Origin of the sequence: Pseudarthrobacter defluvii (assembly GCF_030816725.1) — a bacterium.
GTDB classification, from domain to species: Bacteria; Actinomycetota; Actinomycetes; order Actinomycetales; family Micrococcaceae; genus Arthrobacter; species Arthrobacter defluvii_A.
Genome location: NZ_JAUSYG010000001.1, coordinates 652,974 through 679,724, shown reverse-complemented (window position 1 = coordinate 679,724; position 26,751 = coordinate 652,974). Strand labels below are relative to the sequence as shown.

Annotated in this window: 24 protein-coding genes; 19 read left to right on the top strand and 5 right to left on the bottom strand. The window is 67.3% G+C overall.

Features of this window, described 5'->3' with window-relative positions; translation table 11 throughout:
- Positions 1-16: 16 nt before the first annotated feature.
- From QF031_RS03065 to ctaD, 4 genes are all read left to right on the top strand, one after another.
- Complete coding sequence (locus QF031_RS03065; RefSeq protein ID WP_307423928.1) at positions 17-739, top strand: VIT1/CCC1 transporter family protein; 723 nt, start codon at positions 17-19, stop codon at positions 737-739.
- Positions 739-1,224 (top strand): hypothetical protein, encoded by a 486-nt coding sequence (locus QF031_RS03060; protein WP_307423925.1) that lies wholly within the window; start codon positions 739-741, stop codon positions 1,222-1,224. Before QF031_RS03065 ends, QF031_RS03060 begins: the two co-directional genes overlap by 1 nt.
- 224 nt (positions 1,225-1,448) lie before the next feature.
- Positions 1,449-2,306, top strand: a complete 858-nt coding sequence (gene ctaC, locus QF031_RS03055) for an aa3-type cytochrome oxidase subunit II (RefSeq protein ID WP_307423922.1) — start codon at positions 1,449-1,451, stop codon at positions 2,304-2,306.
- A 14-nt stretch (positions 2,307-2,320) separates the two neighbouring features.
- Positions 2,321-4,075 carry an aa3-type cytochrome oxidase subunit I gene (ctaD, locus tag QF031_RS03050; protein ID WP_370874476.1) on the top strand — a complete coding sequence of 585 codons (1,755 nt, stop codon included), beginning with the start codon at positions 2,321-2,323 and terminating at the stop codon, positions 4,073-4,075.
- Between the two features lie 42 nt (positions 4,076-4,117).
- On the opposite strand, the gene QF031_RS03045 is transcribed toward ctaD, so the two are convergent.
- Positions 4,118-4,627 carry a DUF2243 domain-containing protein gene (locus tag QF031_RS03045; protein WP_307423919.1) on the bottom strand — a complete coding sequence of 170 codons (510 nt, stop codon included), beginning with the start codon at positions 4,625-4,627 and terminating at the stop codon, positions 4,118-4,120.
- A 193-nt stretch (positions 4,628-4,820) separates the two neighbouring features.
- Here QF031_RS03045 and QF031_RS03040 point away from each other — a divergent pair, with 193 nt between their 5' ends.
- The 6 genes from QF031_RS03040 (at position 4,821) to QF031_RS03015 (ending at position 11,017) form a co-directional block, all read left to right on the top strand.
- Positions 4,821-5,969 (top strand): zinc-dependent alcohol dehydrogenase, encoded by a 1,149-nt coding sequence (locus QF031_RS03040; RefSeq protein ID WP_307423917.1) that lies wholly within the window; start codon positions 4,821-4,823, stop codon positions 5,967-5,969.
- Between the two features lie 13 nt (positions 5,970-5,982).
- Positions 5,983-6,561 (top strand): hypothetical protein, encoded by a 579-nt coding sequence (locus QF031_RS03035; RefSeq protein WP_307423914.1) that lies wholly within the window; start codon positions 5,983-5,985, stop codon positions 6,559-6,561.
- A 181-nt stretch (positions 6,562-6,742) separates the two neighbouring features.
- Positions 6,743-7,798: an iron ABC transporter substrate-binding protein gene (locus QF031_RS03030; protein WP_307423912.1), complete on the top strand. Its 1,056-nt coding sequence runs from the start codon at positions 6,743-6,745 to the stop codon at positions 7,796-7,798.
- Positions 7,799-7,802: 4 nt separating this feature from the next.
- On the top strand, positions 7,803-9,392 hold the full coding sequence (locus tag QF031_RS03025) for an ABC transporter permease (protein WP_307423910.1): 1,590 nt from the start codon (positions 7,803-7,805) through the stop codon (positions 9,390-9,392).
- Positions 9,389-10,546 (top strand): ABC transporter ATP-binding protein, encoded by a 1,158-nt coding sequence (locus QF031_RS03020; protein WP_307423906.1) that lies wholly within the window; start codon positions 9,389-9,391, stop codon positions 10,544-10,546. Before QF031_RS03025 ends, QF031_RS03020 begins: the two co-directional genes overlap by 4 nt.
- 207 nt (positions 10,547-10,753) lie before the next feature.
- Entirely contained in the window at positions 10,754-11,017 is a 264-nt protein-coding gene (locus QF031_RS03015; RefSeq protein WP_307423902.1) for a hypothetical protein, read from the top strand.
- Between the two features lie 18 nt (positions 11,018-11,035).
- Here QF031_RS03015 and nhaA read toward each other — a convergent pair whose 3' ends face one another.
- Entirely contained in the window at positions 11,036-12,388 is a 1,353-nt protein-coding gene (gene nhaA, locus QF031_RS03010; RefSeq protein ID WP_307423900.1) for a Na+/H+ antiporter NhaA, read from the bottom strand.
- 85 nt (positions 12,389-12,473) lie between these two features.
- Entirely contained in the window at positions 12,474-13,157 is a 684-nt protein-coding gene (locus QF031_RS03005) for a PAS and ANTAR domain-containing protein (protein WP_307423898.1), read from the bottom strand.
- A gap of 272 nt (positions 13,158-13,429) precedes the next feature.
- On the opposite strand from QF031_RS03005, the gene QF031_RS03000 reads away from it, so the two are divergent.
- The 8 genes from QF031_RS03000 (at position 13,430) to QF031_RS02965 (ending at position 21,194) form a co-directional block, all read left to right on the top strand.
- Entirely contained in the window at positions 13,430-13,786 is a 357-nt protein-coding gene (locus QF031_RS03000) for a cation transporter (RefSeq protein WP_307423895.1), read from the top strand.
- Positions 13,787-13,871: 85 nt separating this feature from the next.
- On the top strand, positions 13,872-16,028 hold the full coding sequence (locus QF031_RS02995; RefSeq protein ID WP_370874475.1) for a heavy metal translocating P-type ATPase: 2,157 nt from the start codon (positions 13,872-13,874) through the stop codon (positions 16,026-16,028).
- A 31-nt stretch (positions 16,029-16,059) separates the two neighbouring features.
- Entirely contained in the window at positions 16,060-16,536 is a 477-nt protein-coding gene (locus tag QF031_RS02990) for a hypothetical protein (RefSeq protein WP_307423893.1), read from the top strand.
- 59 nt (positions 16,537-16,595) lie between these two features.
- Positions 16,596-17,228, top strand: coding sequence for a DUF305 domain-containing protein (locus tag QF031_RS02985; RefSeq protein WP_307423890.1), 633 nt, complete (start codon positions 16,596-16,598; stop codon positions 17,226-17,228).
- 169 nt (positions 17,229-17,397) lie between these two features.
- Positions 17,398-18,081 (top strand): arsenate reductase/protein-tyrosine-phosphatase family protein, encoded by a 684-nt coding sequence (locus tag QF031_RS02980; protein ID WP_307423885.1) that lies wholly within the window; start codon positions 17,398-17,400, stop codon positions 18,079-18,081.
- 219 nt (positions 18,082-18,300) lie between these two features.
- Complete coding sequence (locus tag QF031_RS02975) at positions 18,301-19,314, top strand: LCP family protein (protein ID WP_307423882.1); 1,014 nt, start codon at positions 18,301-18,303, stop codon at positions 19,312-19,314.
- A gap of 139 nt (positions 19,315-19,453) precedes the next feature.
- The gene (locus QF031_RS02970) at positions 19,454-20,260 is read left to right on the top strand and encodes a histidine phosphatase family protein (protein ID WP_307423880.1); all 807 of its coding nucleotides are present in this window, start codon (positions 19,454-19,456) and stop codon (positions 20,258-20,260) included.
- Positions 20,244-21,194: an NAD(P)H-hydrate dehydratase gene (locus QF031_RS02965; protein ID WP_307423877.1), complete on the top strand. Its 951-nt coding sequence runs from the start codon at positions 20,244-20,246 to the stop codon at positions 21,192-21,194. Before QF031_RS02970 ends, QF031_RS02965 begins: the two co-directional genes overlap by 17 nt.
- An 807-nt stretch (positions 21,195-22,001) precedes the next feature.
- Here QF031_RS02965 and QF031_RS02960 read toward each other — a convergent pair.
- The gene (locus QF031_RS02960) at positions 22,002-23,618 is read right to left on the bottom strand and encodes an FAD-dependent monooxygenase (RefSeq protein ID WP_307423874.1); all 1,617 of its coding nucleotides are present in this window, start codon (positions 23,616-23,618) and stop codon (positions 22,002-22,004) included.
- A 13-nt stretch (positions 23,619-23,631) separates the two neighbouring features.
- Complete coding sequence (locus QF031_RS02955) at positions 23,632-24,192, bottom strand: hypothetical protein (RefSeq protein WP_307423872.1); 561 nt, start codon at positions 24,190-24,192, stop codon at positions 23,632-23,634.
- Positions 24,193-24,352: 160 nt separating this feature from the next.
- Between QF031_RS02955 and QF031_RS02950 the strand changes: the two genes are divergently transcribed.
- Positions 24,353-26,569, top strand: a complete 2,217-nt coding sequence (locus QF031_RS02950) for a S9 family peptidase (protein WP_307423870.1) — start codon at positions 24,353-24,355, stop codon at positions 26,567-26,569.
- Positions 26,570-26,751 lie beyond the last annotated feature (182 nt).

The window sequence follows — 26,751 nt, the reverse complement described above, 5'->3', positions numbered from 1 at the left end:
GTGCTTTACTGCCAGCATGTCTGAAACTCTCAAGCTGAGCAGTAAGGAACCGCACGACAGCAGCGTGGCGGCCCGCCTCAACTGGCTGCGCGCCGGTGTTCTCGGTGCCAACGACGGCATCGTCTCCGTCGCGGCAACAGTGGTGGGCGTTGCGGGCGTCACCAACGACCTCGCGCCGATCCTGGTGGCCGGCACTGCCGCGGTGGTGGGCGGTGCGGTGTCCATGGCCCTGGGCGAATACGTTTCCGTCAGCAGCCAGAGCGACAGCCAGCGGGCGCTGATCGAAAAGGAGCGCCAGGAACTGCGGGACGATCCCGAAGGCGAGCTGGAAGAACTTGCCGGGATCTACCAGGCCAAGGGACTCAGCGAAGCCACGGCCCGCACCGTTGCCGAAGAGCTGACGGCAAAGGACCCGCTGAAGGCCCACCTGGCCGCCGAACTGAACATTGACGAAGAGGAGGTGGTGAGCCCCTGGCACGCCGCTTTCGCCTCCGCAATCGCCTTCACCATCGGCGCCATCCTGCCGATGCTGGCCATCATCTTCCCGCCTGAGCAGGCGCGCATCCCGGTCACCTTCGTCGCCGTCATCCTGGCGCTGGCCCTGACCGGCACCGTCAGCGCCAAGATCGGCGGAAGCTCCAAGCGCAAGGCCACCATCCGGCTGGTGGTGGGCGGGGCGTTGGCCATGGCCTTCACGTTCGGGGTGGGAAGCCTGCTGGGCACCACCGGAATCGCCTGATGGAGATCGCAGGCCTACCCGCCCACATCCTGCTGATCCACGGCGTGGTGGTCCTGGCGCCGCTGGCCGGGCTCGCGGCCGTGGTTTTCGCGCTGCTCCGGCGTACCAGGCGTTACCTGGCCTGGCCGCTGGGAATCCTGGCGCTGATCCTGGTCCCGCTGTCCGTCCTCACGGCGGAGGCAGGCGAACAGTTGGAGAAGGCCCGGCCTGTTTCACACCTGATCGAGGAGCACGCCGAGCAGGGAGGCTTCCTGCGTTTTGTAGCCGCGTTCTTCCTGGTGGTGGTGGCCGTGCAGATCGCCGCCGCCTTCCCGGGCCTCCTGACCCGCGTGCCGGCCTTCCGCGGCCTGCGCGGATTCCTGGAAGCCCGCTGGCTGGTTCCGGCCACGTCCGTCCTGGGCGTCCTGGCGGGACTCTTCCTGGTGTACCAAAGCATCGTGACCGGCCACTCGGGGGCGGCATCGGTCTGGGCCGGCAGCCGGTAGCGCCCACCCCAGGTGCCCACCACCACGGCCGCCGTCGTATCCCGGTCACGGCTGCAATCCGGGCCTTTCCGGCAGCAGCAGATCCCCTTCCCATCAGCATCCTCCCCGCGTAGGGTTACACACACAACCGCCGCCCCCGCGGGCTGCGGTGGGCTCATGCAGTTGGGCTTCTGGAGCATGCCGGAGGGACCATTGTGGATAGAAGACCATCCAAAAACCACAGCATGCGGCGCTTCGCGGCACTGGCCGCGGGCGTCCTTGCACTGCCGGCCCTGACCTCCTGCTCCGACCTGGTTTCCCGCGGCTTCCTGCCCGGAGACCGTGGAACCACTGACAAGACCCCGCTCATCACAGACCTGTGGGTCAACTCCTGGATCGCTGCGCTGGTGGTGGGCATCATCACGTGGGGACTGATGATCTGGGTCATCGTGGCGTACCGGCGCAGGAAGAACACGGTCGGCTTCCCGGCGCAGCTGAGCTACAACCTTCCGCTTGAGGTGTTCTATCTCGCGGTTCCGCTGATTGTCATAGGCGTCCTGTTTGTTTTCACTGACCGGGACCAGCGGGCCATCGACGCCCGCTACGACAACCCGGACGTGGTGATCGATGTCTTCGGCAAGCAGTGGTCCTGGGATTTCAACTACGTCAAGGAACAGGTCCACGAGGATGCCGGACAGCAGGCCCACCTGACCGGCGATTACGGCGCCCCGGACCGGCTGCCCACGCTCTACCTGCCGGTGGACAAGAAGGTGGAGCTGCATCTGCAGTCCCGTGATGTGCAGCATTCCTTCTGGGTTATAGATTTCCTGCAGAAGCGCGACCTGTACCCGGGCCACGAACAGTACAACCCGTACATCAACATCACCCCCACCCGCACCGGCGAATACATGGGCAAGTGCGCGGAGCTGTGCGGGGAATACCACTCCGAGATGCTCTTCAAGGTCCGGGTGGTGAGCCAGCAGGAGTATGACAGCCATATTGCAGACCTGAAGGCCAAGGGCAACACCGGAAGCCTGGGCGATGACTTCAACAGGCAACCGCAATCGGCCCCGTTGCCGCAGGCCCTGGAACCAGCAGAGTAAAGGATGGCACCGTAATGACCACCACAGGCCAGAGAATGGGCGGAACCGCGGCTACCGCGGCACCGGCAGTGGTCCGGCGCTCCAAAGGCACCATCGTGGTCAACTGGATCACCTCCACTGACCACAAGACCATCGGCTACATGTACCTGATCGCGTCCTTCGTGTTCTTCTGCGCGGGCGGCGTGATGGCCCTGCTGATCCGTGCCGAGCTGTTCGAGCCCGGCATGCAGATCCTGCAGACCAAGGAGCAGTACAACCAGCTCTTCACCATGCACGGCACCATCATGCTGCTGATGTTCGCCACCCCGCTCTTCGCCGGCTTCGCCAACGTGATCATGCCGCTGCAGATCGGTGCGCCCGACGTTGCGTTCCCCCGCCTGAACGCGCTGGCGTTCTGGTTCTTCCTCTTCGGCTCCACCATCGCGGTCTCCGGCTTCATCACCCCGCAGGGCGCCGCGTCCTTTGGCTGGTTCGCGTACGCGCCGCTGTCCAACACCACGTTCACGCCGGGCATTGGCGGTGACCTGTGGGTCTTCGGGCTGGCGCTGTCCGGCTTCGGCACCATCCTGGGCTCGGTCAACTTCATCACCACCATCATCTGCATGCGCGCGCCCGGGCTCACCATGTGGCGGATGCCGATTTTCACCTGGAACACGCTGGTGACGGGCATCCTGGTGATCATGGCGTTCCCGCCGCTGGCCGCCGCCCTGTTCGCCCTCGGCGCGGACCGCAAGTTCGGTGCCCACATCTTCGATCCCGCCAACGGCGGCGCCATCCTCTGGCAGCACCTGTTCTGGTTCTTCGGCCACCCGGAGGTGTACATCATCGCGCTGCCGTTCTTCGGCATCGTCTCGGAGATCTTCCCGGTCTTCAGCCGCAAGCCCCTTTTCGGCTACAAGGGCATCGTGTACGCCACCATTGCCATCGCGGCCCTGTCGGTGACGGTGTGGGCCCACCACATGTACGTCACGGGCGCCATCTTCCTGCCGTTCTTCGCCTTCATGACCATGCTCATCGCGGTGCCTACCGGGGTTAAGTTCTTCAACTGGATCGGCACCATGTGGGGCGGATCGCTGACGTTCGAGACGCCCATGCTGTGGAGCATGGGGTTTTTGGCCACCTTCCTCTTCGGCGGCCTCACCGGCATCATCCTCGCCTCGCCGCCCATGGACTTCCACGTGTCGGACACCTATTTCGTCGTGGCGCATTTCCACTATGTGGTGTTCGGCACCGTGGTGTTCGCGATGTTTGCCGGGTTCTACTTCTGGTGGCCCAAGTTCACCGGCACCATGCTGAATGAACGGCTGGGCAAGATCCACTTCTGGATGCTGTTCCTGGGCTTCCATGCCACGTTCCTGATCCAGCACTGGCTGGGCGTCCTGGGCATGCCGCGCCGGTACGCGGACTACATGCCGGAGGACAACTTCACTTTCATGAACCAGTTCTCCACCATTGGTTCCTACCTGCTGGGCGCATCGCTCATCCCCTTCTTCTGGAACGTCTTCATCACCTGGCGGGCCGGGAAGAAGGTCACGGTGGACGACCCTTGGGGCTTCGGCGGCTCGCTGGAGTGGGCCACGTCCTGCCCGCCGCCGCGCCACAACTTCACCTCACTGCCCCGGATCCGTTCCGAGCGACCGGCCCTGGACCTTCACCATCCCGAGTTGAGCGTGCGTGTGCACCCGTCAGAGAATGCCCCCGCTGAAGGCCTCCTGGGCGCAGCAGATATCGGCGAACACGACGTGCGGACACCGAACCCGAACGAGTAGAGGCTCGGCCAGTATTCGACCCGCACCCCAATTTTCGAGGCGTCAAGCCACTCTGTGCACAGCCCTGCGGTACAGCAGCCAGCCGGCCAGCGCCAAGACAAGGCTCACGGCCAGGAAGCCGAGATCCCAGGCGAGCGGACCGCCCAGGTCGTCCCGAACATGGTGGATCCCCAGGAGCTGATGGTCCACCAGGCCCTCCACCACGTTGAAGGTACCCCAGCCGAGCAGCACCAGACCGGCATGGAAGGCCCAGCTCGACGACAGGGTGCCGTTCCGGCGGGCCCGGATAGCCAGCACGGCCGCAGCAGCCACCAGCACCCACATGCCGCCATGGAACACTCCGTCGGCCAATGTATTGAGCTCCAGCCCGGCAACAGTTTTGGCGTTCCCGGACGGAGTATGGGTGAGCATATGGTGCCACTGCAGGAGCTGGTGCAGCAAGATCCCGTCCACGAACCCGCCCAGCCCCATCCCCATCAGGAAGGCGGGCGCGACCGCGGGACGCGCCTCTGGTCCCCCGGTGCCGGCTGCGACGGTGCTGTCGCCGGACATCCTGTCTCCCTTCCGCCGGTACGCCTGTCCCTTCATCCATACCCGCCGTCGTCCGCTGTATGCGCGCCGCACCCGCCCTTGACCTCATTCGCGGCGGATGGAAGCCTGTGAAGATCGCGGTGGGCCTCAAGCAACGGGGCTGGTTCCTGCCAGGAGCACTCCCACTGCCGGCCACGACACAGAGGCGGCACGAATGCGAGCAATGGTGTACCGAGGCCCGTACAAGATCCGGGTCGAAGAAAAAGACATCCCCAAAATAGAGCACCCCAACGACGCGATCATCCGGGTCACCACCGGCGCCATCTGCGGCTCGGACCTGCACCTATACCACGGCATGATGCCGGACACCCGGGTGGGCACCACGTTCGGCCACGAGTTCGTGGGGGTGGTGCACCAGGTGGGCTCCTCGGTGCAGAACCTGATCCCCGGCGATCGCGTGATGGTGCCCTTCAATGTCTACTGCGGCTCCTGCTGGTTCTGTGCCCGGGGCCTGTACTCCAACTGCCACAACGTCAACCCGAACGCGACCGCGGTGGGCGGCATCTACGGCTACTCCCACACCTGCGGCGGGTACGACGGCGGCCAGGCCGAGTTCGTCCGGGTTCCGTTCGCGGACGTGGGGCCCAGCAGGATTCCGGACTGGATGGACGAAGAGGACGCAGTGCTGCTCACTGATGCCCTCCCCACCGGCTATTTCGGCGCCCAGCTGGGCGACATCGTGGAGGGCGACACGGTGGTGGTGTTCGGCGCCGGGCCGGTTGGCCTGTTTGCCGCCAAGTCCGCCTGGCTGATGGGCGCCGGACGCGTGATCGTCATTGACCACCTGGACTACCGGCTGGAGAAGGCCCGCAGCTTCGCCCACGCCGAAACGTTCAACTTTGCCGAATACGACGACATCGTGGTGCACCTGAAGAAGGAAACCGACTACCTGGGCGCCGACGTCGTCATTGATGCCGTGGGGGCAGAGGCGGACGGGAACTTCCTGCAGCACGTGACGGCTTCCAAGCTCAAGCTGCAGGGCGGGTCGCCGGTGGCACTCAACTGGGCCATCGACTCGGTCCGCAAGGGCGGAACGGTGTCCGTGGTGGGCGCCTATGGACCCATCTTCAGCGCCGTGAAGTTCGGTGACGCCGTGAACAAGGGGCTCACGCTGCGGATGAACCAGTGCCCGGTGAAACGGCAGTGGCCGCGCCTGTTCGAGCACATCCGGAACGGGTACCTGAAGCCCAGCGACCTGGTGACCCACCGGATCCCGTTGGAGCACATCGCCGAGGGCTACCACCTGTTCTCGGCCAAGCTGGACAACATAGTCAAGCCCCTGATCATTTCCACCACCGCCTGAAAGGGAGTGCACCATGACCGAACCGGCAACCCCGTATACGGCGGGCAAGTCCGCCACCCCCGATGCCTCCGTGGCGCTGCGCGCCCGCATCCCGGGCTGGGGTGTGGACCTGGACCCGAAAGACCGTCCGTCCTTCCCCCGGGAGCAGCCGGGCATCGCAACCGGAGCACACTGGAAATTCCCGGACCGGCAGCCCGAAGAACAGCCCCGGGAACGGTCAATCGAGCACGCCATGCTGACACCCGTCTTCGGCACCTCGGCCCCGCTCAAGGGAGCGTCCGGCGCCATCCGCAGGTACGCCTACCGCCGGTACAGCGAAGGGCGGGCCGCGCACTGGCTGCTGCTGATTGCCGCGGACCGGGTGGACGCCTGGGAGAACCACCTGAAGTCCTTTGCCACCCTGCGGCCGGACAACCCTCTAACCGAGACCGGGATCGGCAGCGAATTCTCCGGCAATGGGCTCAAGTCCCGGACGGGAAAACGGGTGGACGTCAACCACTCCTGGATGGACCCTGTCATCGTGGCCGGGCCATGGGTCCTGGCCGGGGTCGGGGCCGTAGCCGTGCTGCGGACACTGCGGGGACGGCGTTAAGACGGGCAGTAATTACGTCACGCCACGTTTGCGTAATTGATGTGAACCTCGTCACTTAAACCGCTTTCCGGCTTGGAGCTTAGGTTTGCCTACCCTACAGTTTTCAGACATAGGCAACATTCATGTTGCCTAATAGGACTTAGGTTCAAGCAGACTTTTTTCCCCACCGAAAGCAGCCTCAATGAAGATCCGCAACAGCGCGCTGGCCGGCATCGCACTCGCCGCCACCGCAGCTCTCGGCCTGACCGCCTGCGGCGGCGCCACCCCCGCAGGCGACAGCTCGTCCTCCGCATCCGGCGGCGCCGCCTCAGGCGAGATCACTGTCTACAACGCCCAGCACGAGAGCCTCACCAAGGAATGGGTGGATGCCTTCACGGCCGAAACCGGCATCAAGGTGACCATGCGGCAGGGCTCGGACACCGAACTGTCCAACCAGATCATCCAGGAAGGCCAGGCCTCCCCCGCGGACGTGTTCCTGACCGAGAACTCCCCCGCCATGACGCAGGTTGAGAACGCCGGCCTGTTCGCCGACGTCAACAAGGACACCCTGGCCCAGGTCCCCGCCGAGTTCGCGCCGTCCACCGGCAAGTGGACCGGCATCGCCGCCCGCTCCACCGTCCTGGTGTACAACAAGACCAAGCTCGCCGAGGACCAGCTGCCCAAGTCCATGCTTGACCTGGCCAAGCCGGAGTGGAAGGGCAAGTGGGCCGCCTCACCCAGCGGCGCCGACTTCCAGGCCATCGTCTCCGCGCTCCTTGAACTCAAGGGCGAGTCCGCCACCGAAGAGTGGCTGAAGGGCATGAAGGAGAACTCCAAGGCCTACAAGGGCAACAGCACCGCCATGAAGGCCGTCAACGCCGGCGAAGTGGATGCCGCCCTGATCTACCACTACTACTACTACGGTGACCAGGCCAAGACCGGCGAGAACTCCAGCAACGTCACACCGTACTACTTCAAGAACCAGGACCCGGGCGCCTTCCTGTCCGTCTCCGGCGGCGGCGTGCTGAAGTCCTCCAAGAATGCTGCCGCTGCGCAGGAGTTCCTGAAGTTCATCACCGGCAAGAAGGGCCAGGAGGTCCTCAAGAACGGCACGTCCTTCGAGTACGCCATCGGCTCCGACGTTCCCGCCAATGACAAGCTGGTTCCCATCAAGGACCTGCAGGCGCCCAAGGTTGACGCCGCCAAGCTCAACTCCGAAAAGGTCACCGATCTGATGACCCAGGCGGGACTACTCTAATTCCGTGACCTCCGATCTATCGGCTCCCCCAAGGGCGGGCACGACGACGGCGGGCCGGGGCACCAGCCCCCGCCCGCCTTTCGGCGTTTCCGCTGTGTCCGTCCTGGCGGTGCTGATCGCCCTGTTCTCCCTCGTCCCGCTGGGGTACGTGGCCTACATGACGGTGGCAACCGGGTGGGATACCGCCGTCGGACTTATCCTGCGGCCCCGCGTGGGCGAACTGCTGCTGAACACCCTGCTCCTGATGGCCGCCACCATCCCGCTGTGCCTGCTGCTTGGTGTGGCCGGGGCGTGGCTGGTGGAACGGACCAAGCTGCGCGGCCACCGGATCTGGGCCGTGCTGCTGGCCGCTCCGCTGGCCGTCCCCGCGTTCGTCAACAGCTACGCCTGGGTTTCCGCCATCCCGTCGCTGGGGGGACTTTGGTCCGGAATCCTGATTTCCACGCTGTCCTATTTCCCGCTGGTCTACATCCCGGCCGCTGCCACGCTGAGCCGGCTGGACCCTGCCATCGAGCAGTCCGCCGCGGCCCTGGGACTGGGCGCCTGGCGGACCTTCTTCCGCGTGGTGCTCCCTCAGCTCCGGATCGCCCTCACCGGCGGGGCCCTGCTGGTGGGGCTGCACCTGCTCGCCGAATACGGAGCGTTCGCCATGATCCGGTTCGACACCTTCACCACCGCGATCATGACGCAGTACCAGTCAACCTTCAACGGTGCGGCCGGGAACATGCTGGCCAGTGTGCTGGTGTTCTTCTGCCTGCTCCTGCTGGTCGCCGAGGTCCGCAGCCGCGGCACCGCCCGCTACGCGAGGATCGGCTCCGGCGTGCAGGCGAAGGCACTGCGGCTCCCGCTGCACGCCTACCAGCTGCCCGCCCAGCTGTTCCTGCTGGCACTGACCGCCCTGGCCTTCGGCCTCCCGCTGTACTACGTCATGCGCTGGATCCTGGCCGGCGGTGCTGACATCTGGACTGCGTCCGAGTTCCTCCCGGCCCTTCTCAGCACCTTCACCTACGGCCTCGCCGGCGCCGCAGCCACCACCGTGGTGGCCTTCCCCATGGCGTACCTGGCCGTGCGCCACCCGGGCTGGTTCAGCAAGTCCCTGGAACTGTCCAACTACGTCACCAGCTCCATGCCCGGCATCGTGGTGGCGCTGGCGTTCGTCACCGTCAGCATCCGCATGGTTCCCGGGGTGTACCAGACCGCGGGGCTGCTGGTGGCCGCCTACGTACTGCTCTTCCTCCCCCGGGCCCTGGTGAACCTGCGGGCCGGCCTGGCGCAGGCCCCCAAGGAACTGGACGAGGCTGCCCAGGCGCTGGGCAAGCCCCCGCTGCTGGCCTTCATCCGCGTCACCCTGCGGCTCACCGCCCCGGCCGCCGCCGGCGGCGCCGCCCTGGTGTTCCTGGCCATCGCCAACGAGCTGACCGCCACCTTGCTGCTGTCCCCCAACGGCACCAGGACCCTGGCCACGGAGTTCTGGAGCAAGAGCAGCGAAATCGACTACGCCGGCGCTGCGCCCTACGCGCTGCTGATGATCCTGCTCTCCGCCCCCATGACCTATCTCCTCTTCCAACAGTCCAAGAAAGTAGCCGGACAGTGACAGCACCATCAACCCGCAGGCTGCCCGGGCCGCGGGTGGCCCCCTCCGTGGCAGCAACCACCAACAGCCACCTGCAGATCACGGACGTCACCAAGAACTTCGGCTCGCAGGCGGTGCTGAGGGGCGTCAACCTGTCCGTGGCCAAGGGCGGCACCACCGCCATCGTGGGCCCGTCCGGTTCGGGGAAGACCACGCTCCTGCGCCTGATTGCCGGGTTTGAACACCCGGACACCGGGACCATTGCGCTCAACGGCACCACGGTGGCGGGCGACGGCGCGTGGCTGCCGGCGCACAAGCGGCAGATCGGGTACGTGGCCCAGGACGGCGCCCTGTTCCCGCACCTGACGGTGGGCCAGAACGTGGCGTTCGGGCTGCATGCCGACAAGCTCGACGGCGGCCGCCGCGCCGTTGCCGCCCGCGTGGCAGAGCTCCTGGAAATGGTGTCGCTGGATGCGTCCATGGCCAAGCGCCGGCCGCACCAGCTCTCCGGCGGGCAGCAGCAGCGGGTTGCCCTGGCCCGTGCGCTGGCCCGTGAACCCGAGCTGATGCTCCTGGACGAACCGTTCTCCGCCCTGGACGCCGGCCTCCGCGTTGCCACCCGACGCGCCGTGGCCAAGGTCCTGGCCGAAACCGGCGTCACCACCATCCTGGTCACGCACGACCAGGCCGAAGCCCTGTCCTTCGCGGACCAGGTGGCCGTGATGCGCGGCGGCAAGCTGGCGCAGATCGGCAACCCTTTCGTGGTCTACACCCGCCCCGCGGACCGGGCCACCGCCGAGTTCCTGGGCGACGCCGTCATCCTTGACGCCTGGCTGGAAGGAACGCTGGCCACCTGTTCCCTGGGCGGGATCCCGGTGCGCCGGCCCCCGGCACAGGGACGGGTGCAGCTGATGCTGCGGCCGGAACAGATCCGCATCGCCGAGGACGGCCCCATCCGCGGCGTCGTGGTGGACACCGACTACTTCGGCCCCGAAACCACGGTCCGGCTGAAGCTGAACGTGCCCAAGGAAGTGGCGGAGCACGCCGACCACCGCTACCCGGGCGGTGGCGAAGTGATCACCATCCGGCACTGGAACGCCTCCATCGCCCGGCCCGGGATGGAGCTGTGCCTGCGGGTGGTGGGCGAAGCCGTCGCGTTCCCCATGGACGACTGAGCCCCCCTCCGGTTCTGGCCGCGTGTCAGAAGCCTGTTCGCGTATCCGAACCTACAAGGCCCGGACCAGCGAACAAGATCCTGACAGGCCACCCATCGGCCTCGATTCCCGCTGGCGACACAGGAAAATCACTCCACGGAAACACTTCGGCAATGTGTCCACGGCAAGCTGTGCTTACGGGGACACAACAGCAGGAGGCAGTCCATCATGGAGGCACAAGGAATACGCACGGCCCAGCTCCGCATCGGGGACCAGATCGAGGCGTGGCACAGGGGCAGGCTCTTCCACAAAGGCAAGGTGACCGACGTCGTTCCGGCCCTTGAACTCTTCTGGATCCTGGACGCCCGGACCGGCACGCGGAAGCTGCTGGACCCCGAGGCACTGGAGATCCGCCACGTGGAGCTGGCTCCGGCCACCCTGGAAGTCCCGGCCACAGCCCAGCCCCCGGCCCAGCCCCTCGCCCCCGCGTAGCGCGCGGGCGGGCAGGCTTTAGGCGCGGTCCTGGTAGACGTCCGGGACGCCGTCGTGGTCCGAATCCACCCGCTCCAGCTCTTCGGCGAGCCGGTACTGCCGGTTGCGGGTCCGCAGCACGGCCGTTGCCAGCAGCGCGGCGATCAGTGACGCGGCCAGGATGCCCACCTTCGCGTGGTCGTCATGCAGGCTGCCGTTGCCGAAGCTGAGCTCCGCAACGAGCAGGGAAACGGTGAAGCCGATCCCCGCCAGCAGGGCAACGCCAAACACGTCGATCCATTTGAAGGAGCTGTCCAGGGTGGCCCTGGTGGCTTTGGTGAGGATCCACGTTGTGGCCAGGATGCCGATCGGCTTGCCCAGGACCAAGCCCAGGATGATGCCCAGCGCCACCGGATCCGCCAGGGCCGAGCCCAGCCCCGCCCAGCCGCCCACGGCTACGCCGGCGGAGAAGAACGCGAAGACAGGCACTGCCACGCCGGCGGAAATCGGACGGAACCGGTGTTCGAAGATCTCGGCCAGCCCGGGGCCGGCGTCGGGCCCGCCGGAGGCCTGCGACCGGATCACCGGAATCGCGAAGCCCAGCAGCACCCCGGCCACGGTGGCGTGGATGCCGGAGGCGTGCACCAACGCCCACGTCACGGCCCCGAGCGGCAGCAGGACCAGCCACGCGGCGGCGGCATGGAGGCCAAAGAACCGGCGGAACTTCTGCGCCAGGAAGGCGTAGACGGCCAGGGGAACCAGCGCCAGGAGCAGGGGCCCCACCTGGATGTCGCTGGAGTAGAAGACTGCGATGATGGTGATGGCGATGAGGTCATCCACCACGGCGAGGGTGAGCAGGAAGATCCGCAGGGCGCTGGGCAGGTGGGAGCCGATAATCGCCAGGACGGCAACGGCAAACGCAATATCGGTTGCGGTGGGGATGGCCCAGCCGCGGAGTGTCTCCGGGCTGGCGAGGTTGACGACGGCGTAGATCACCGCCGGGACGGCCACGCCCCCCACGGCGGCCGCCACCGGCACTACCGACTTGCTGATCTGGCGGAGGTCGCCGGCCACGAATTCGCGTTTGAGCTCCAGGCCCACCAGGAAGAAGAAGATGGCCAGCAGCCCGTCCGCCGCCCAAGCCCCAAGGCTCAGTTCAAGATGCCACGGCTCGTAACCGACCTTGAAGTCCCGAAGGGCGAAGTAGCTGTCCGATCCCGGGGAGTTGGCCCAGATCAGCGCGATGACGGCGGCGGTGACCAGGAGGGCGCCGCCCACGGTCTCCTTGCGGAGGATCTCCCCGATCCGCAGTGCCTCGGCGTAACTGCCGCGCGAAAAGACGATGGAACCAAAAACCCTGTTCCGGCGTGGGGTGGGCGGTGTGGAGTTCATCCAGGTGTCCTTAAATCCGGGTTCGACAAATCCATGCCGACCAGACTTCCCGGCGCACCTCCTGCCATCCTACGGGTAACAGGCCTCAGCCCGCGCGGCGGCCTCCGGCGTGGTCTGCCGTGCCATGCACCTGGATGGCACGCACGGCCCGGTCCAGGTAGATCCGGGCCTCCGGGGAATTGGCCAGCTGTACCAGTTCCGCGGCCACCGCCACCAGTTTGACGTTGCGGTGGCTGCTGGTGGTCACGAGCATTTGAAAGGCCTCATCGGAGCCAAGTTTCAGCTGGCCCATGAGGATGCCCCGGGCCTGGTCGATTACCGTGCGGGTTGCCGTCGCGCCCGCCACGGCATCACGCGCCGTCTGTTCGGTTTCGCGCTGCAGGGTTTTGCTGAAGTCCACCATCACGCCTTCCAGCGCCACAACTGATCCATTGTCGCCAAGGACCGCCTCGCCGGAGGTCAGCACGCGCCGCGTCTTTCCCTTGGCGTCGACGATGCGGTGGTACATGCAGAAGAAACCGCCGGTGCTGGAAACCTGGGCCACGATTTCTTCGCACCGCTCCCGGTCGTCGGGATGCTTGTGCGCGAAGACCAATTCCAGCGTGGGAACAACCTCGCCCCGCTGGTAGCCGTGCAGCCGGAACATCCCGTCCGACCATTGAAAGGTTGGGCCTGCCGGTTCCATGTCCAGCCTGAAGATGCCGGCGTCGTCGCTTTCACAGTCCCCTAGAGCACTGGAATACGTGTACACGTCGCTGCGCTCCGTCACAGGTCCACCTCCCGCGCGCACGCGGCCCCCAGCGGGCCGGCGTTGTCCTCGCTCCTTCCAGTATGGGCGCGCCGGCGAACAGAAGGTAGTGCGGGAGGTCCCATGGAACTCCTTTGCAAAATGCGTTATGGTGCTTGACCCTGATACCCCTAGGGGGTAAATTGGCGGCGTTGTCAGTGAAGTGGTATGTCCCGGCTGGTGCAGCTGCACCAGCCTTTTACAGCCGTTCAACCCCAGCGCCCCTTGATTTCCCTCAACGGATTGGAACTGACATGAACAGCGGGAACCGTCCCCAGCTCCCCCTCGCATCGTCCGGCTGCAGCTGCTGCGCCCCTGCCGACGCTGCAAAGCCCGCCGGCATCCTCCCTGCAACTGCCCTGCAGGAGCTGCCCTCCGCCGTCGTCCCTGCGGACGCCTCTGCCCCCACCCAGCGCGACTTCGGGGTGGAGGGCATGACCTGCGGTCATTGCGTCCAGTCTGTCGAGACGGCCGTGTCAGCCCTTCCGGGCGTCACCTCGGCCTCCGTCGACCTGGTGCCAAGCGGCCGCTCCAGGCTTGCCGTGACCGGTTCGGCGTCTGACGCCGACGTCCGCCAGGCTGTGGCTGCGGCCGGCTACGCCGTGGCCTGACACGGACCGCGCCCATGGCGCAGCCCGCATAATATTTCCGCAGGCCCGGTTGGCGCCGGGCAGCGATTGCCTCCAAGGAGGAACAATGGACCCGCACGACACGCAGGACCGCCACAACATGCACCACCCGGGCGGCCAACACGACCACCACCAGCCGCCCAGCGGGACGCTGACTGAGCCTCCGGCCCACGGCGCGGGCCATCCAGGGCACGGTGGACACGGGCAGCATGACGACGACCACACCGTCCACACCCACGGCCAGCACGCGGGGCACAGCACGGCCATGTTCAAGAACAAGTTCTGGCTCACCCTGGCCCTTGCCGTCCCTGTGGTCTACTTCAGCCCCATGATGGCCCACCTCCTGGGCTACATGCCGCCCGAGTTCCCCGGCTCCGCCTGGATTCCACCGGTCCTGGGCACCGTGATTTTCCTCTACGGCGGCCAGCCGTTCCTCAAGGGCGGCCTGCAGGAACTCAAGGACCGCACGCCGGGAATGATGCTGCTGATCGCCATGGCCATCAGCGTGGCCTTCGCCGCGTCCTGGGTCACCAGCCTGGGGATCGGCGGATTCGACCTCGACTTCTGGTGGGAGCTGGCACTGCTGGTGGCCATCATGCTCCTGGGGCACTGGATTGAAATGCGCGCCCTCGGGTCCGCGCAAGGCGCCCTTGACGCCCTCGCCGCGCTGCTGCCGGACGAGGCCGAACGCATCACCGACAGCGGGACCGAGACAGTTCCCGTGTCCGAACTGAACCCCGGCGACCTGGTCCTGGTCCGTCCCGGGGCCCGCATGCCCGCCGACGGCAACGTGGTGGACGGGCAGGCCGAGTTCGACGAATCCATGATTACCGGTGAGTCCAAAACCGTGGCGCGCGGAGCCGGCGACCCCGTCGTGGCCGGAACCGTGGCCACGGACAGCAGCGTCCGGGTCCGGGTCACGGCTGTGGGCGACCAGACCGCCCTGGCCGGCATCCAGCGCCTGGTGGAGGAAGCACAGGCCTCGTCATCGCGCGCACAGGCACTGGCCGACCGCGCCGCCGCCTTCCTCTTCTGCTTTGCCGCGGGCGCCGGAGTCCTGACGTTCATCGCCTGGACGCTGCTGGGAAGCGTCCCCGACGCCGTCACCCGTACGGTCACCGTCCTGGTCATTGCCTGCCCGCACGCCCTTGGCCTGGCCATCCCGCTGGTGATCGCCATTTCCACCGAGCAGGCAGCGCGCGCCGGAGTCCTGATCAAGAACCGGATGGCGCTGGAACGCATGCGCACCATCGACGTTGTCCTGTTCGACAAGACCGGCACCCTGACCACCGGTGAGCCCGAACTGAAGGACATCGCCGTGGCTGAAGGAGCAGGTGCCGATGCGGTACTGGCCCTAGCCGCCGCCGTGGAGTCCGACAGCGAGCACCCGGTGGCGCGGGCCATCGTGCGGGCAGCCAAGGCGCGGAACCTCGCGCTGCCCCCGGCCACCGGCTTCACCTCGCTGACGGGACGCGGCGTCCGGGCCAACGTGGACGGCCGTACGGTGCACGTGGGCGGGCCGGCCCTCCTGCGCGAGCTCGGCGTCGTCGAACCCGCCGCTCTGGCGGCCAGCACGCGGGCATGGATGGACCGCGGAGCCGCCGTGCTGCACGTGGTCGACGACGGCAACGTCCTGGGTGCCGTGAGCATGGAGGACGCGGTGCGGCCGGAGTCGCGGCAGGCCGTGTCAGCCCTGCAGCGGCGCGGCGTCAAGGTGGCCATGGTCACCGGCGATGCGCACCAGGTGGCGAAGGCAGTGGCCGCGGACTTGGACATCGACGAGGTGTTCGCCGAGGTCCTGCCCGCGGACAAGGACAAGAAAGTGGCCGAGCTGCAGGGCCGCGGACTGAAGGTTGCCATGGTGGGCGACGGCGTCAACGACTCCCCTGCGCTGGCCCGCGCCGAGGTGGGGATTGCCATCGGCGCCGGAACCGACGTGGCAGTGGAGTCCGCCGGCGTGGTCCTGGCCGGGAATGATCCGCGTGCCGTACTGTCCATGGTTGACCTGTCCCGGGCAAGCTACCGGAAGATGTGGCAGAACCTCGTATGGGCCACCGGCTACAACGTCCTGTCCGTGCCCTTGGCCGCCGGTGTCCTGGCGTTCGCCGGCGTGGTGCTCTCCCCCGCGGCGGGGGCGGTGCTGATGTCCGCCTCCACGATTGTGGTGGCACTGAACGCCCAGCTCCTCCGGCGCCTGAAACTGAACCCTTCCGAGGTACGTTGAACATTCCAGACCAATGGAAGGAGGGACGGCCATGACCACCCGCGCCGCGGCGTCCCTCCTTCGCCGTGCCTGGCTGCTCGCAGCTGCCCTGGCCGTCATCGCGGGGCTGCTGGGCATGCATGTGCTCACCTCCGGGCATGGCTCGCACGGGACAGGGTCCAACGCCCTGCACGAGGCAGTGTCCAACCCCTCGCACGGGGACGGGCACGCCGCCGTCGCGCCTTCTGCTGCGGGTGACCTTTCCGCCCATGCCGCCCACCACGCCGCCGCAGCTGCCGTGGACGCGCCCGGCTTTGCCTTTGCCGCCTGCGGCGATTCCTGCCCGAATGCGCAGGAATCGGGCGCGCCCTGCGTCCCCTCTGCGCCCAGCGGCCCGGTCACTATTTCCCCGCCGCAGGCATCCCTGGCCGCCCTTCCGCTGCTGCCAACGGACAGCGGCGCGGGCTCGGCCTACTACTATCTGCCGCCCAGCCCCACACCCTGCGACCTGTCCATCAGCCGGACGTAAACCGGACTGCGCCACCCCAACACGGCCCAGTCCACCTACTTCCCTGAAGGACAACACCCATGAAGACCTCCATCAAGACCCTGTCCATTACTGCCGTCCTGGCTGCCTCACTCGGCCTCGCAGGCTGCGCCGCAAATGCAGGTTCCGGCAACAGCATGCCCATGGACCACGGCAGCTCCGGCCCCATGTCCAGCACGATGCCCAGCGCCAGCATGATGCCCAGCGCCAGCGCCGACCACAACCAGGCGGACATCATGTTTTCCCAGATGATGATCCCGCACCACGCGCAGGCAGTGGAGATGAGCGGCATCATCCTGGGCAAGCAGGACATGCCCGCGGAAGTGACGGCACTCGCCACCAAGATCAAGGCGGCCCAGGCACCCGAGATCGAGCAGATGACCGGCTGGCTCAAGGGCTGGAACATGCCCACCATGATGAGCGACCACACCGGTCACAGCATGACGGGCATGGTGGACGACGACGGGATCGACAAGCTCAAGTCCGCCACCGGGACCGATGCTGCGCGGCTGTTCCTGGAGCAGATGATCGGCCATCATGAGGGCGCCATCGACATGGCACAGCAGGAGATCAGCGCCGGTAAATTCCCGGACGCCGTAAAACTGTCCCATGACATCGTGGACGCGCAGCAGGCGGAGATCACGCAGATGAAGCAGCTGCTGGCCACGCTCTAGCAACGCGGACCTCACCCCTCCTGCCTCGGCGGGAAAGGCGGACGGCGCGGCGGCGGCACCCAGTCCGGGGCCGGCGTCGCGCCGTTGCGTGTTAAGTTGAAGGCACGGGTTAAGTTGAAAGTCACGGGCCCCAACGGATCCGCCGCCAGCTGGGAAAGAGAACATCTCCTTGGACACTTCCGCACCAGTACGAATCCTGACCGTCTGCACCGGCAACATCTGCCGGTCACCGGTGGCCGAACGGCTGCTGCAGGCAGGACTCGACCAGGTGGTCCCCGGCGGTTTCCACGTCTCCAGCGCCGGCACGCGCGCCCTGGTGGGCGAGCCCATGCAACCCATCTCGGCGGACATCGTGCGGACGTTCGGCGGCGACCCCGACGGGTTCGCGGCCCGGCAGCTCACCCCCAGGATCCTGCGCGGCGTGGACCTGGTGCTCACCATGACGTCCGGGCACCGCGGCGAGGTCCTGCAGCTTGATGCCTCCCTGCTCAAGCGGACTTTCACCATCCGCGAGCTTGCCCGCATGCTCGACGTCCTGGACCGGAGGGCGGCTGACGCTCCTGGCCAGCCCGCCGCCGTCGCACCTTCTGCGGGTGGCGGCACCAACGCGCCCGACGACGATTCCCGGCTCGCTGCCAACGCCGGCTTGTGGCGCGGGCTGCCTGCCCGGGCCGCCGGCGTGCGGCACCTTTCCCTTCCCGCCGACCCCACGGACAACGACATCGTGGACCCGTACCGCCGTGCACCCGAGGTCTACAGGGAGATGGAGGACCAGCTGGCGCCGGCCATTGTCTCCATCCTGCGGCATGCCCGCCTGAATGCGCCGCTGAGCCCGGACGCCGCCCAGCTGTAAGGTGACAGTTTGGCTACTCCTGTAGCCAATGGGGCCCTGCCGGACGGACACTGATCCCACCAGTCACAATGAGGTGAGGCGTCATGAGCATTCCAGGCGGTTCTGATCCGTCCGGCACCGGCGGCCCCCGGCAGCTCCGGGCCGCAGCCCACAGGCCAATCCGCCCACCGGCCCGCCTGGCTGGTTGCGCTGGGCCGCCGCCGCTGGATCACGGCACTGGTGGTGCTGGCACTCGTGGTGGCCGCCGGCGTCGCGGTCTTCAGCCTGAACCGCGCCGGCCAGCAAGCGCAGCCGGCAGCCACCCAGACCCAGACCCCTACCGAAACGCCTACGCCTACCCCAACTCCTTCTGAAACGGCCCCGCCTGCGCCTGCTCCCCCACCCCCGCCTGCCCCGATCCCGGAACTGCCTGCAGCCCCGATGAACATCCTGGTGATCGGCAGCGACATCCGCGGGGGCACTCCGGCACGGGACGCGGCCGCGCACACGGCAGCCACCGGCGAAGCCCAGGACCAGCGGGCAGATTCCCTGATGGTGGTCCACGTCCCGGCCGACCGTCGGAACCTGTATCTCATCTCGATCAACCGCGACAACTGGGTGGATATCCCCGGCTACGGCGGCGCCAAGATTAACGCCGCGCTGCAGTATGGCGGCATCGACATGCAGACAGCCACAGTCCAGCAACTGCTGGGAATCACCATCGACCACACCCTGATGCTGGACTTCGGCGGGTTCAAGATCCTGGTGGACGGCCTGGGCGGGATCGACGTCAACGTGCCCATCCCGTTCCAGTCCAGCATTGAGACCCAGCACGTCTTCGCCGCCGGCATGAACCACCTGGATGGCCAGGCGGCGCTGGAGTTTTCCCGCGAGCGCTACGCTTTCCCGGACGGCGACTTCCAGCGGGTCCGCGACCAGCAGATCATGCTCCGCGCCATCCTGGCCCGCCTCACCTCAGGCGGCGCCCTGAACGACGTGAACGCCGTGCGGTCCCTGGTTGATTTCGCCTCCTGCTGCCTCACCGTGGACAAGGGCTTTGACCCCGTCCAGGCCGCCATCCTCGCGTACAGCCTGCGGAACCTGGACGTAAACGCGATCGGCAGCATGACCCTGCCGACCGCGGGCTCCGGCTTCGTGGCCGGGCAGTCCGTGCTGTTTCCCGACTACGGCGGCATCGCGGCCGTCGGTGCCGCGCTCCGGGAGGGCCGGATCGGCGACTTCGCGAAGCCATAGCCCGCGAGGGGCCAAAGGCAGCGCCGCTGAGCCGCGGGTGCCGCTGTCGGCGGTTATTTTGCGCCGCCCCCTGGGTACGCGACTTGTAGTGTCCCTGTATTCGGCACAGCATTCGGCATGGTGAGGACGGGGTGATTTCTTGAAGGACACTTCAGAGAACAGGGCAGCAGCCAACGACGACGGCCTGACGGAGGCTGTCCAGCAAGCCGGGGCGGTGGAGCTGCTGCTGATCCGGCATGGTGAGAGCGAAGGCAACGTTGCGGCTACGGAGGCCCGCGAGGCTGGCGTGGAGGTCATCGAGGTTCCCGCCCGGGATGCGGACGTGGACCTGTCCGCAACCGGCAGGGACCAGGCCAAGGCGCTGGGAACGGCACTGGGACGGATCGCAGCGGAGTTCCGCCCGGACGCGGTGGTGTCCTCCCCGTATGCCCGGGCACGCCAGACGGCTGAGATTGCCGTGGAAACGGCAGGCTGGCCACTGCAGGTACGCACGGACGAACGCCTCCGGGACCGCGAACTGGGCATCCTGGACCGCCTCACCCGGCTGGGCGTGGAGAACCGCTACCCCGAGGAATCCGAACGCCGGGACTGGCTGGGCAAACTCTACTATCGGCCGCCGGGAGGGGAATCCTGGGCGGACGTGGCGCTGCGGCTGCGGTCCGTCCTGGCGGAGCTGAACAATCTTGGCATGGGCCAGCGGGTCATGCTGGTGTGCCACGATGCCGTGATCATGCTGTTCCGGTATGTCCTGGAAGGGCTCAGCGAAAAGGAACTGCTGGACTTGGCGGCCAGGGAGGCCATCCTCAACGCATCGCTGACCCGGTTCGTCCGGCCCTCCGGAGTGGGGCCCTGGACGCTGGAGAGCTTCAACGTGGCCGACCATCTGGCCGAGCAGGGCGTCACGGTCACCCAGCACGCGGGAGACACCAGTGTCCGCCCGCGGTGATGCATCCGGCGCCACCCTGGTGACGCCGTCGCTCCTGCGGGAGTGGCCGCTGCCGGCGCCGGGCTCGGACAAGTATTCCCGGGGTTCTGTGCTGGTGGTTGGCGGAGCCCGGGCCACCCCCGGAGCGGCCCTCCTCGCCGGCGCCGCAGCCCTGCGCGCCGGCGCCGGAAAACTCACGCTGGCCGTGGCCGAGTCGGTATCCGTACAGCTCGGGGTGGCGATGCCCGAGTGCGGGTCCATTGGCCTTCCGGAGACTGCGGACGGCTCCGTCAAGGCCGAGCTGGACCGGATTGCCTCCTACCTGGACAAGGCTGACAGCGTCCTGGTGGGGCCTGGCCTGGATGATCCGGACCTTGCCGGCGAGCTGCTGGAAGCGATGCTCAGGCGCGAGACAGACGCCGAAAGCGGCTCCACTGGCAGCGGCTCCAAAGGTGACGCTGACGCCAAGGAAGCCCCCGCCGTCGTCCTCGACGCCTACGCCCTGGGCGCACTGGTACCGCTGGAGGACCGCCTGGACCCCTGGCGCGGCCGGCTGATCCTCACCCCCAACCCAAAGGAAGCCGAAGTTCTGCTGGGACGGGACGTGAATGACCTCGAAAAGGACCTGGCCGAGATTTCCGCCAGGTTCGGCGCCGTGGTCAGCTGCCAGGGGCTGATAACCCAGCCGCCGGGCCTGAATCCGGACGAGCCGGAGCTGTGGAAGATCACCACGGGGTACGGCGGGCTGGGCACGTCCGGAAGTGGCGATGTCCTCGCGGGAGCGATTGCCGGGTTCCGTGCCCGCGGAACCACCGGCGCCCAGGCAGCCTGCTGGGGAACCCACCTGCATGCCGCTGCGGCGGACCGCCTGGCCAGCAGGCTGGGGCCGCTCGGGTTCCTGGCCCGCGAGCTGGCCGACGAACTGCCCGCCCTGATGCTGGAATTCAGCGTCTGACGCCGGCGTCGGGAAGCCGGCGCACGGGCGGCCCCCGGCCGAAGCCGGGGGCCGCCGTATCGGGAGGTCAAGGCCCAAGCTGCCGATGCGCTGTCTGGCGCTGTGGCGTTGCACAGATGGCGATTCGCCCCAAAAAGGCAGTCAACAGATATGCCCGCCTCCCGAGCCTTTACGGGATCCTCTTTGGGTCCCCGTACTGATCTTCGCTCTGATGTAGATTTTTTAGCACTGCAGCAGCAGGTCTTCAAGGGGTTGCGCCACGGTTTTTTGGTGATTTTTTGGGTCCGGCCGGGCCCTTTCACCGGGTTGCCCGCAGCAGAGGAAAGGGACCCTCCACCACAGCTGTCGCTGTGTGGAAGGCCCCTTTTGGGAGTCATAGTTCCAGCAGGTTCCGGTCAGTCCCTGGTGGGGTCCGGCCGCAGCGGCGCGGGCCCTGGATCCGGCACCGGCAGCGGGCCGGGCGCCGGCGGTGCCGGGAACGGATTTGGTGACGGCGGGCCGGGCGGACGCGGCTGGGTGGGATCCGGCGATGTAGGCTCCGGACCGGGTTCGGGCGGAAACGGCTCAGGTTCGTGCACTGGCGGGATGGTCATGAAACTTCCCCTCTCACGCTGGTTGGATCAAACGCTCGGCGGATCACAGTGGGCGGATGTGCCTTGAACTGACCAGAATACGCCCGCAGCCCGTCCGCAACTACCCTCCCCGCCCCCGTTGCCCTATCGGGTTTGGTCCCTAAAAGGCAGCTTTAGGAGCCATAAGTGATGGAGCATCACGACGGCGGAAGGTCGCCGCAGTCCCGGGGCGCACCTAATCCCGGGCGGCACCGACCAGACGGAGCCAGTCGAGCAACTGGGCCGGGTCCGCCTCGCCGCAACGGAAGCCCACGTAACCGTCGGGGCGGACCGCAACCACGCCCCGGCCGGGGTGGCTGACGAGCCGGTGCACGTGAAGCAACTGGGGCCGGTTCTCCACCGCCGCGGCGGCGGGGCCCGCACCCAGCGCGAGCGGGCCGGCGTCGCGCTCCAGCAAAAGGTGGATGCCCGGCACGGCGGTCAGTTCGTGAAGGCGGACAAGTTGCCCGTCCACCGAAGCCGCAGCGTCCGGCAGCCGCTGACCGGGACGCGGCCACTTTCCGGCACGGGGAGTGCCCTCGCGGGAGATGGCGCTGTTCCGGTAGTTCACGAACGGCTGGGCCAGCAGCCTGATTCCCCTGGCGGTGAGCCACTGCTGGCGGAGCAGCGGCGGCAGGACCGGAGCGAACGCGGGCAGGACGCCGCGGGCCAGGCGCGCCACGGGGTGCGGCGAGGCTTCACCGAAGAAGATCAGGTGCGTCAACGCCAGCACCCGCCGGGCCGCGGGAAGCCGCTCCAGGCCGTAGGTTTCCAGCAGTTCCGGAAGCGGCCTGCCGGCGGTCGAGGCGAACCCCAGCTTCCAGCCGAGGTTGAGGGCGTCCAGAATGCCGTTGTTCATGCCCTGTCCTCCCGCCGGTGAGTGGGCATGCGCGGCGTCACCGGCAAGGAATACCGGGCTGGTGCCGAATGTGCTGGCAATGCGGTGCTGCAGCGCGACCTGCGCGGACCAACGCACCTCCCGCACAGCGGCGTCCAGGCCCGACTCCCTGACCAGCCGCGCCACCTCGTCCGGCGGTACGGGCGGACCCAATTGGCCGAAGGACGCGCCTGGCCCCGGTGCTGCCGGCCGGGTGGCCAGCAGCCGCCACGTGGCCCCCTCGCCCAGTGCGAAAAGGAACGCCAGGCCGCCGCTCCCCACCGCCACGTGCAACAGCCCCGGATCCAGGGGCCCATCAAGTTCAAGGTCGGCCAGGACTGCCTCCACCCGGTACGGTCCGCCGCGCCACCGTGCACCGGTTATGCCTCGGACGGTGCTGGATTGCCCGTCGCAGCCGGCCAGGAAGCGGGAAACGTGATGGCCAGGCCAGTTGGGTCCATGCAGCCTGGCGTGGACCAGGCCGCTGTGCGGTCCTTGGGCCGGACGGTCTTCGTTGTGTAAACCACGGAACTCCACGCCCCAGTCCACCCGCACGCCCCGGGCCTGCAGCGCCTCCCAGAGAACCTCCTCGACGTCGGCCTGCCGCACCAGGGTCAGGTGCGGGAACGCGGTGTCCGGGAGGTCCGCGTGCCCCAGGCGGGCTGCGACCACCCGCCGTCCCAGGTGGATCCGTGCTTCGGGCGTCGTGTCTGCCCGGTCCAGCAGCATATCCGTCACGCCCAGCGGGCGGAGGCCCTCCAGTGCCCGGGCATGCAGCATCAGCGCCCTCGAGGGACGGACCCGGTGCTCCCGCCGGTCCACCACCCGCACGGTGGCGCCGTGGGAATGGGCCTGGAGGGCGGTGGTGAGCCCGGCGGGACCGGCGCCGACCACTAAAAGGTCGGTGTCCGCCGTCGTGCCTTGCCCGCCGTCCATGCGCGCCCGGCCGTCACTTCTGGGTGCGGAGCCGCCACCAGGCGTGGTCTGGTCCCACCGCCGCGATCCTGGCGGGGTCCGCCAGGACCTGGTCTCGGCGCAGCCCAGGCAGCACTTTGTAGCTGATCGAGCCGCGAACGCTGACCAGTTCCAGGACCCGCCAGAGGGCCGAAGCGTACTTGCGGGCCCGCTCGGCACCGTCCCACTCATAGAGCCCGCGGTAGGCGCCGAAGGTGTCGTGGGCGCACCAGAGCTTGGAAACGAAGCCCGGGAACCCCACGAAGAGCGGGGTGTTCAGGATGCTTTCCGCCTCGAACAGGCGGTGTGCCCGGCCGCGTACCAGCCGCAGCGTGAACGCCACCACCAGGACACAGGGCTCACTGGGCTGGCGGTCGACGGCGGTCTCCCGGTAGACCCGCGACGTGCTTCCGTCGGCGAAGCGCAGCACCCGGCCCACGTTCTCCTTGGGCAGGTGCACCCGCCGGCGCGCCAGCAGCACGCAGGATGTTCCGACATAGCGGGCCACCGCAAGCCATGCTTTGGCCCGGGGAGCGGGTCCGGTTTCGAGTGTCATGGCGTTCTCCTTTCCCTGCAGCGCCTCCGTGCAGCGCCCTTCCAGCCTGCCCGGCACCGCGGGCAGGACCAAGAGTCTTTCGCCCCGTTCCACACTGTCGCTTCTCCCCCGTCAGCGAACGGCCTGCCGGCTTGCTGGCGGCGGTCTATATATTGAATCCATGACCTCCACTTCCCTGCAGGATTCCACCGGCACCGCCATTCCCGCTCCCCCGGTTGCCAAAAAAATCCCTACCGAACGCACCCATCACGGGGAGACGTTCGTGGACAACTACGAGTGGCTGCGGGACAAGGAGTCGCCGGAAGTGGTGGAGCACCTGTGGGCCGAGAACGCCTACCAGGAAGCGGTCACCGCGCGCCAGGAGCCGCTTCGCGAGGCCATCTTCCAGGAGATCAAGGGCCGCACCCAGGAAACCGACCTTTCGGTCCCGCACCGCAAGGACGGCTGGTGGTACTTCAGCCGCTCCGCCGAAGGCAAGGAATACGGCATCCACTGCCGCGTGAAGGCGCAGGACACCGGGGACAAGGTGGCTGACTGGACTCCCCCGGCAGTGGAGGCCGGGGTGGGCATTCCCGGCGAGGAAATCCTGCTGGACGGCAACGTCGAAGCCGAAGGCAAGCCGTTCTTCTCTGTGGGCGGCACCGCTGTCACCGTGGACGGCAACCTGTACGCCTATGCCGTGGACAACTCCGGCGACGAACGCTTCACGCTGCGGATCAAGGACCTGCGCACCGGCGAACTGCTGCCTGACGTCATCGAGAACATCTTCTACGGGGTTGCCTTCTCCCCGGACGGCTCCCGCCTGTTCTACACGGTGGTGGACGAGTCCTGGCGCCCCTACCAGGTGAAGGCGCACGTCCTGGGCACGCCTGTCGCCGAGGATGCTGTGGTCTACCAGGAGGACGACCCCGCGATGTGGCTGGGCTTCGAACTTTCCGCCGACCGGCGGTACCTGGTGCTGGGCATCGGCTGCTCGGAGTACAGCGAAACCAGGCTGCTCCGCTTCGACGAACCCACAGCGACGGTCAGCATCGTGATTTCCCGGGACGAACGGATCCTCTACGAAGCCGAGCCCTTCCTGCTCGACGGTGAAGAGAAAGTCCTGCTCACGCACAACCGCGGCGCCATCAACTCCATGGTCTCGCTGGCGGACCCGGCCGGGCTGCGCAAGCCGCTGGCAGAACAAACCTGGCAGACCGTCGTCGAACATTCCGGCGACGTCCGGGTGAACGGCGCCGGCGTCACCGCCACCCACCTGATCGTTTCCATCCGCAAGGACACCATCGAGCGGGTCCAGGTGATGGAACTGGCCGGACTGGGAACGCCCGCACAGCAGGAGCCCGTGGAGCCCGCGTTCGACGAGGAGCTCTACACGGCCGGGGTGGGCGGCTCCGACTATGAAGCCCCCGTGATCCGGCTGGGCTACACGTCCTACTTCACGCCGTCGCGCATCTACGACTTCGTCCTGCCCACTGTTGAGCGGCCCGCAGGCGAGCTGCTGCTGCGCAAGGAAAGCCCGGTGCTGGGCGGCTACGACGGCAGTGACTACGTGGCCATGCGTGAATGGGCGACGGCGGCGGACGGCACCCGCATCCCGCTTTCCGTGCTGCGGCACAAGAGCATCAAGCAGGATTCGACGGCGGCAGGCCTGGTGTACGGGTACGGCTCCTACGAAATGAGCATGGACCCCGGCTTTGGCATTGCCCGGCTGTCACTGCTGGACCGCGGCGTGGTGTTCGTGATCGCGCACATCCGCGGCGGCGGCGAGCTGGGCCGGCACTGGTACGAGGACGGCAAGAAGCTCACCAAGAAGAACACCTTCACCGACTTCGTTGACGCCACGGACTGGCTGGCCGGCTCGGGGTGGGTGGATCCCTCCCGCATCGCCGCGCTGGGTGGTTCGGCCGGCGGACTCCTGATGGGTGCCGTGGCCAACATGGCGCCGGAGAAGTACGCAGCCATCGTGGCCCAGGTGCCGTTCGTGGATCCGCTCACCAGCATCCTGGACCCGGACCTGCCGCTGTCCGCGCTGGAGTGGGAGGAATGGGGCAACCCCATTACCGATCCGCAGGCGTACGCCTACATGAAGTCCTACTCGCCCTACGAGAACGTGCGGGAGGTGGCGTACCCCAAGATCGCTGCCGTAACGTCCTTCAACGACACCCGCGTCCTCTACGTGGAGCCTGCCAAATGGGTACAGGAGCTGCGGAACAAGACCACAGGGTCCGAGCCGATCGTGATGAAGATCGAGATGGATGGCGGCCACGGCGGCGCCTCCGGCCGGTACGTGCAATGGCGCGAGCGGGCCTGGGACTACGCGTTCATCGCGGACGCGCTGGGCGCCACGGAGCTGCTTCCGGGTGCCGGCCTGAAGTAATCCACCGATTGCTCCCCACCGGCCCCCTAGCCTCGCAAGCTCGGCTGGGGAACCCTGCCGGCGTGGGCCCACGTAAACGCCGTTTTCAGCCCTCAATACGGCATTTACGGAGCAATCGATACGCCTCGCCGTACCCGAAAAAGCTAACCATGCTTACCATTGGGGTGCACGTGATTTCCGGG

Coding starts and splice junctions, on each gene's coding strand:
- QF031_RS03060 (WP_307423925.1), top strand. CDS start 739: ATGGAGATCGCAGGCCTACCCGCCCACATCCTGCTGATCCACGGCGTG.
- nhaA (WP_307423900.1), bottom strand. CDS start 12,388: ATGAACTCCACACCGCCCACCCCACGCCGGAACAGGGTTTTTGGTTCC.
- QF031_RS02990 (WP_307423893.1), top strand. CDS start 16,060: ATGACCACCCGCGCCGCGGCGTCCCTCCTTCGCCGTGCCTGGCTGCTC.
- QF031_RS03045 (WP_307423919.1), bottom strand. CDS start 4,627: ATGTCCGGCGACAGCACCGTCGCAGCCGGCACCGGGGGACCAGAGGCG.
- ctaD (WP_370874476.1), top strand. CDS start 2,321: ATGACCACCACAGGCCAGAGAATGGGCGGAACCGCGGCTACCGCGGCA.
- QF031_RS03000 (WP_307423895.1), top strand. CDS start 13,430: ATGAACAGCGGGAACCGTCCCCAGCTCCCCCTCGCATCGTCCGGCTGC.
- QF031_RS03040 (WP_307423917.1), top strand. CDS start 4,821: ATGCGAGCAATGGTGTACCGAGGCCCGTACAAGATCCGGGTCGAAGAA.
- QF031_RS02995 (WP_370874475.1), top strand. CDS start 13,872: ATGGACCCGCACGACACGCAGGACCGCCACAACATGCACCACCCGGGC.
- QF031_RS03065 (WP_307423928.1), top strand. CDS start 17: ATGTCTGAAACTCTCAAGCTGAGCAGTAAGGAACCGCACGACAGCAGC.
- QF031_RS02955 (WP_307423872.1), bottom strand. CDS start 24,192: ATGACACTCGAAACCGGACCCGCTCCCCGGGCCAAAGCATGGCTTGCG.
- QF031_RS02985 (WP_307423890.1), top strand. CDS start 16,596: ATGAAGACCTCCATCAAGACCCTGTCCATTACTGCCGTCCTGGCTGCC.
- QF031_RS03015 (WP_307423902.1), top strand. CDS start 10,754: ATGGAGGCACAAGGAATACGCACGGCCCAGCTCCGCATCGGGGACCAG.
- QF031_RS03030 (WP_307423912.1), top strand. CDS start 6,743: ATGAAGATCCGCAACAGCGCGCTGGCCGGCATCGCACTCGCCGCCACC.
- ctaC (WP_307423922.1), top strand. CDS start 1,449: ATGCGGCGCTTCGCGGCACTGGCCGCGGGCGTCCTTGCACTGCCGGCC.
- QF031_RS02950 (WP_307423870.1), top strand. CDS start 24,353: ATGACCTCCACTTCCCTGCAGGATTCCACCGGCACCGCCATTCCCGCT.
- QF031_RS03035 (WP_307423914.1), top strand. CDS start 5,983: ATGACCGAACCGGCAACCCCGTATACGGCGGGCAAGTCCGCCACCCCC.
- QF031_RS02960 (WP_307423874.1), bottom strand. CDS start 23,618: ATGGACGGCGGGCAAGGCACGACGGCGGACACCGACCTTTTAGTGGTC.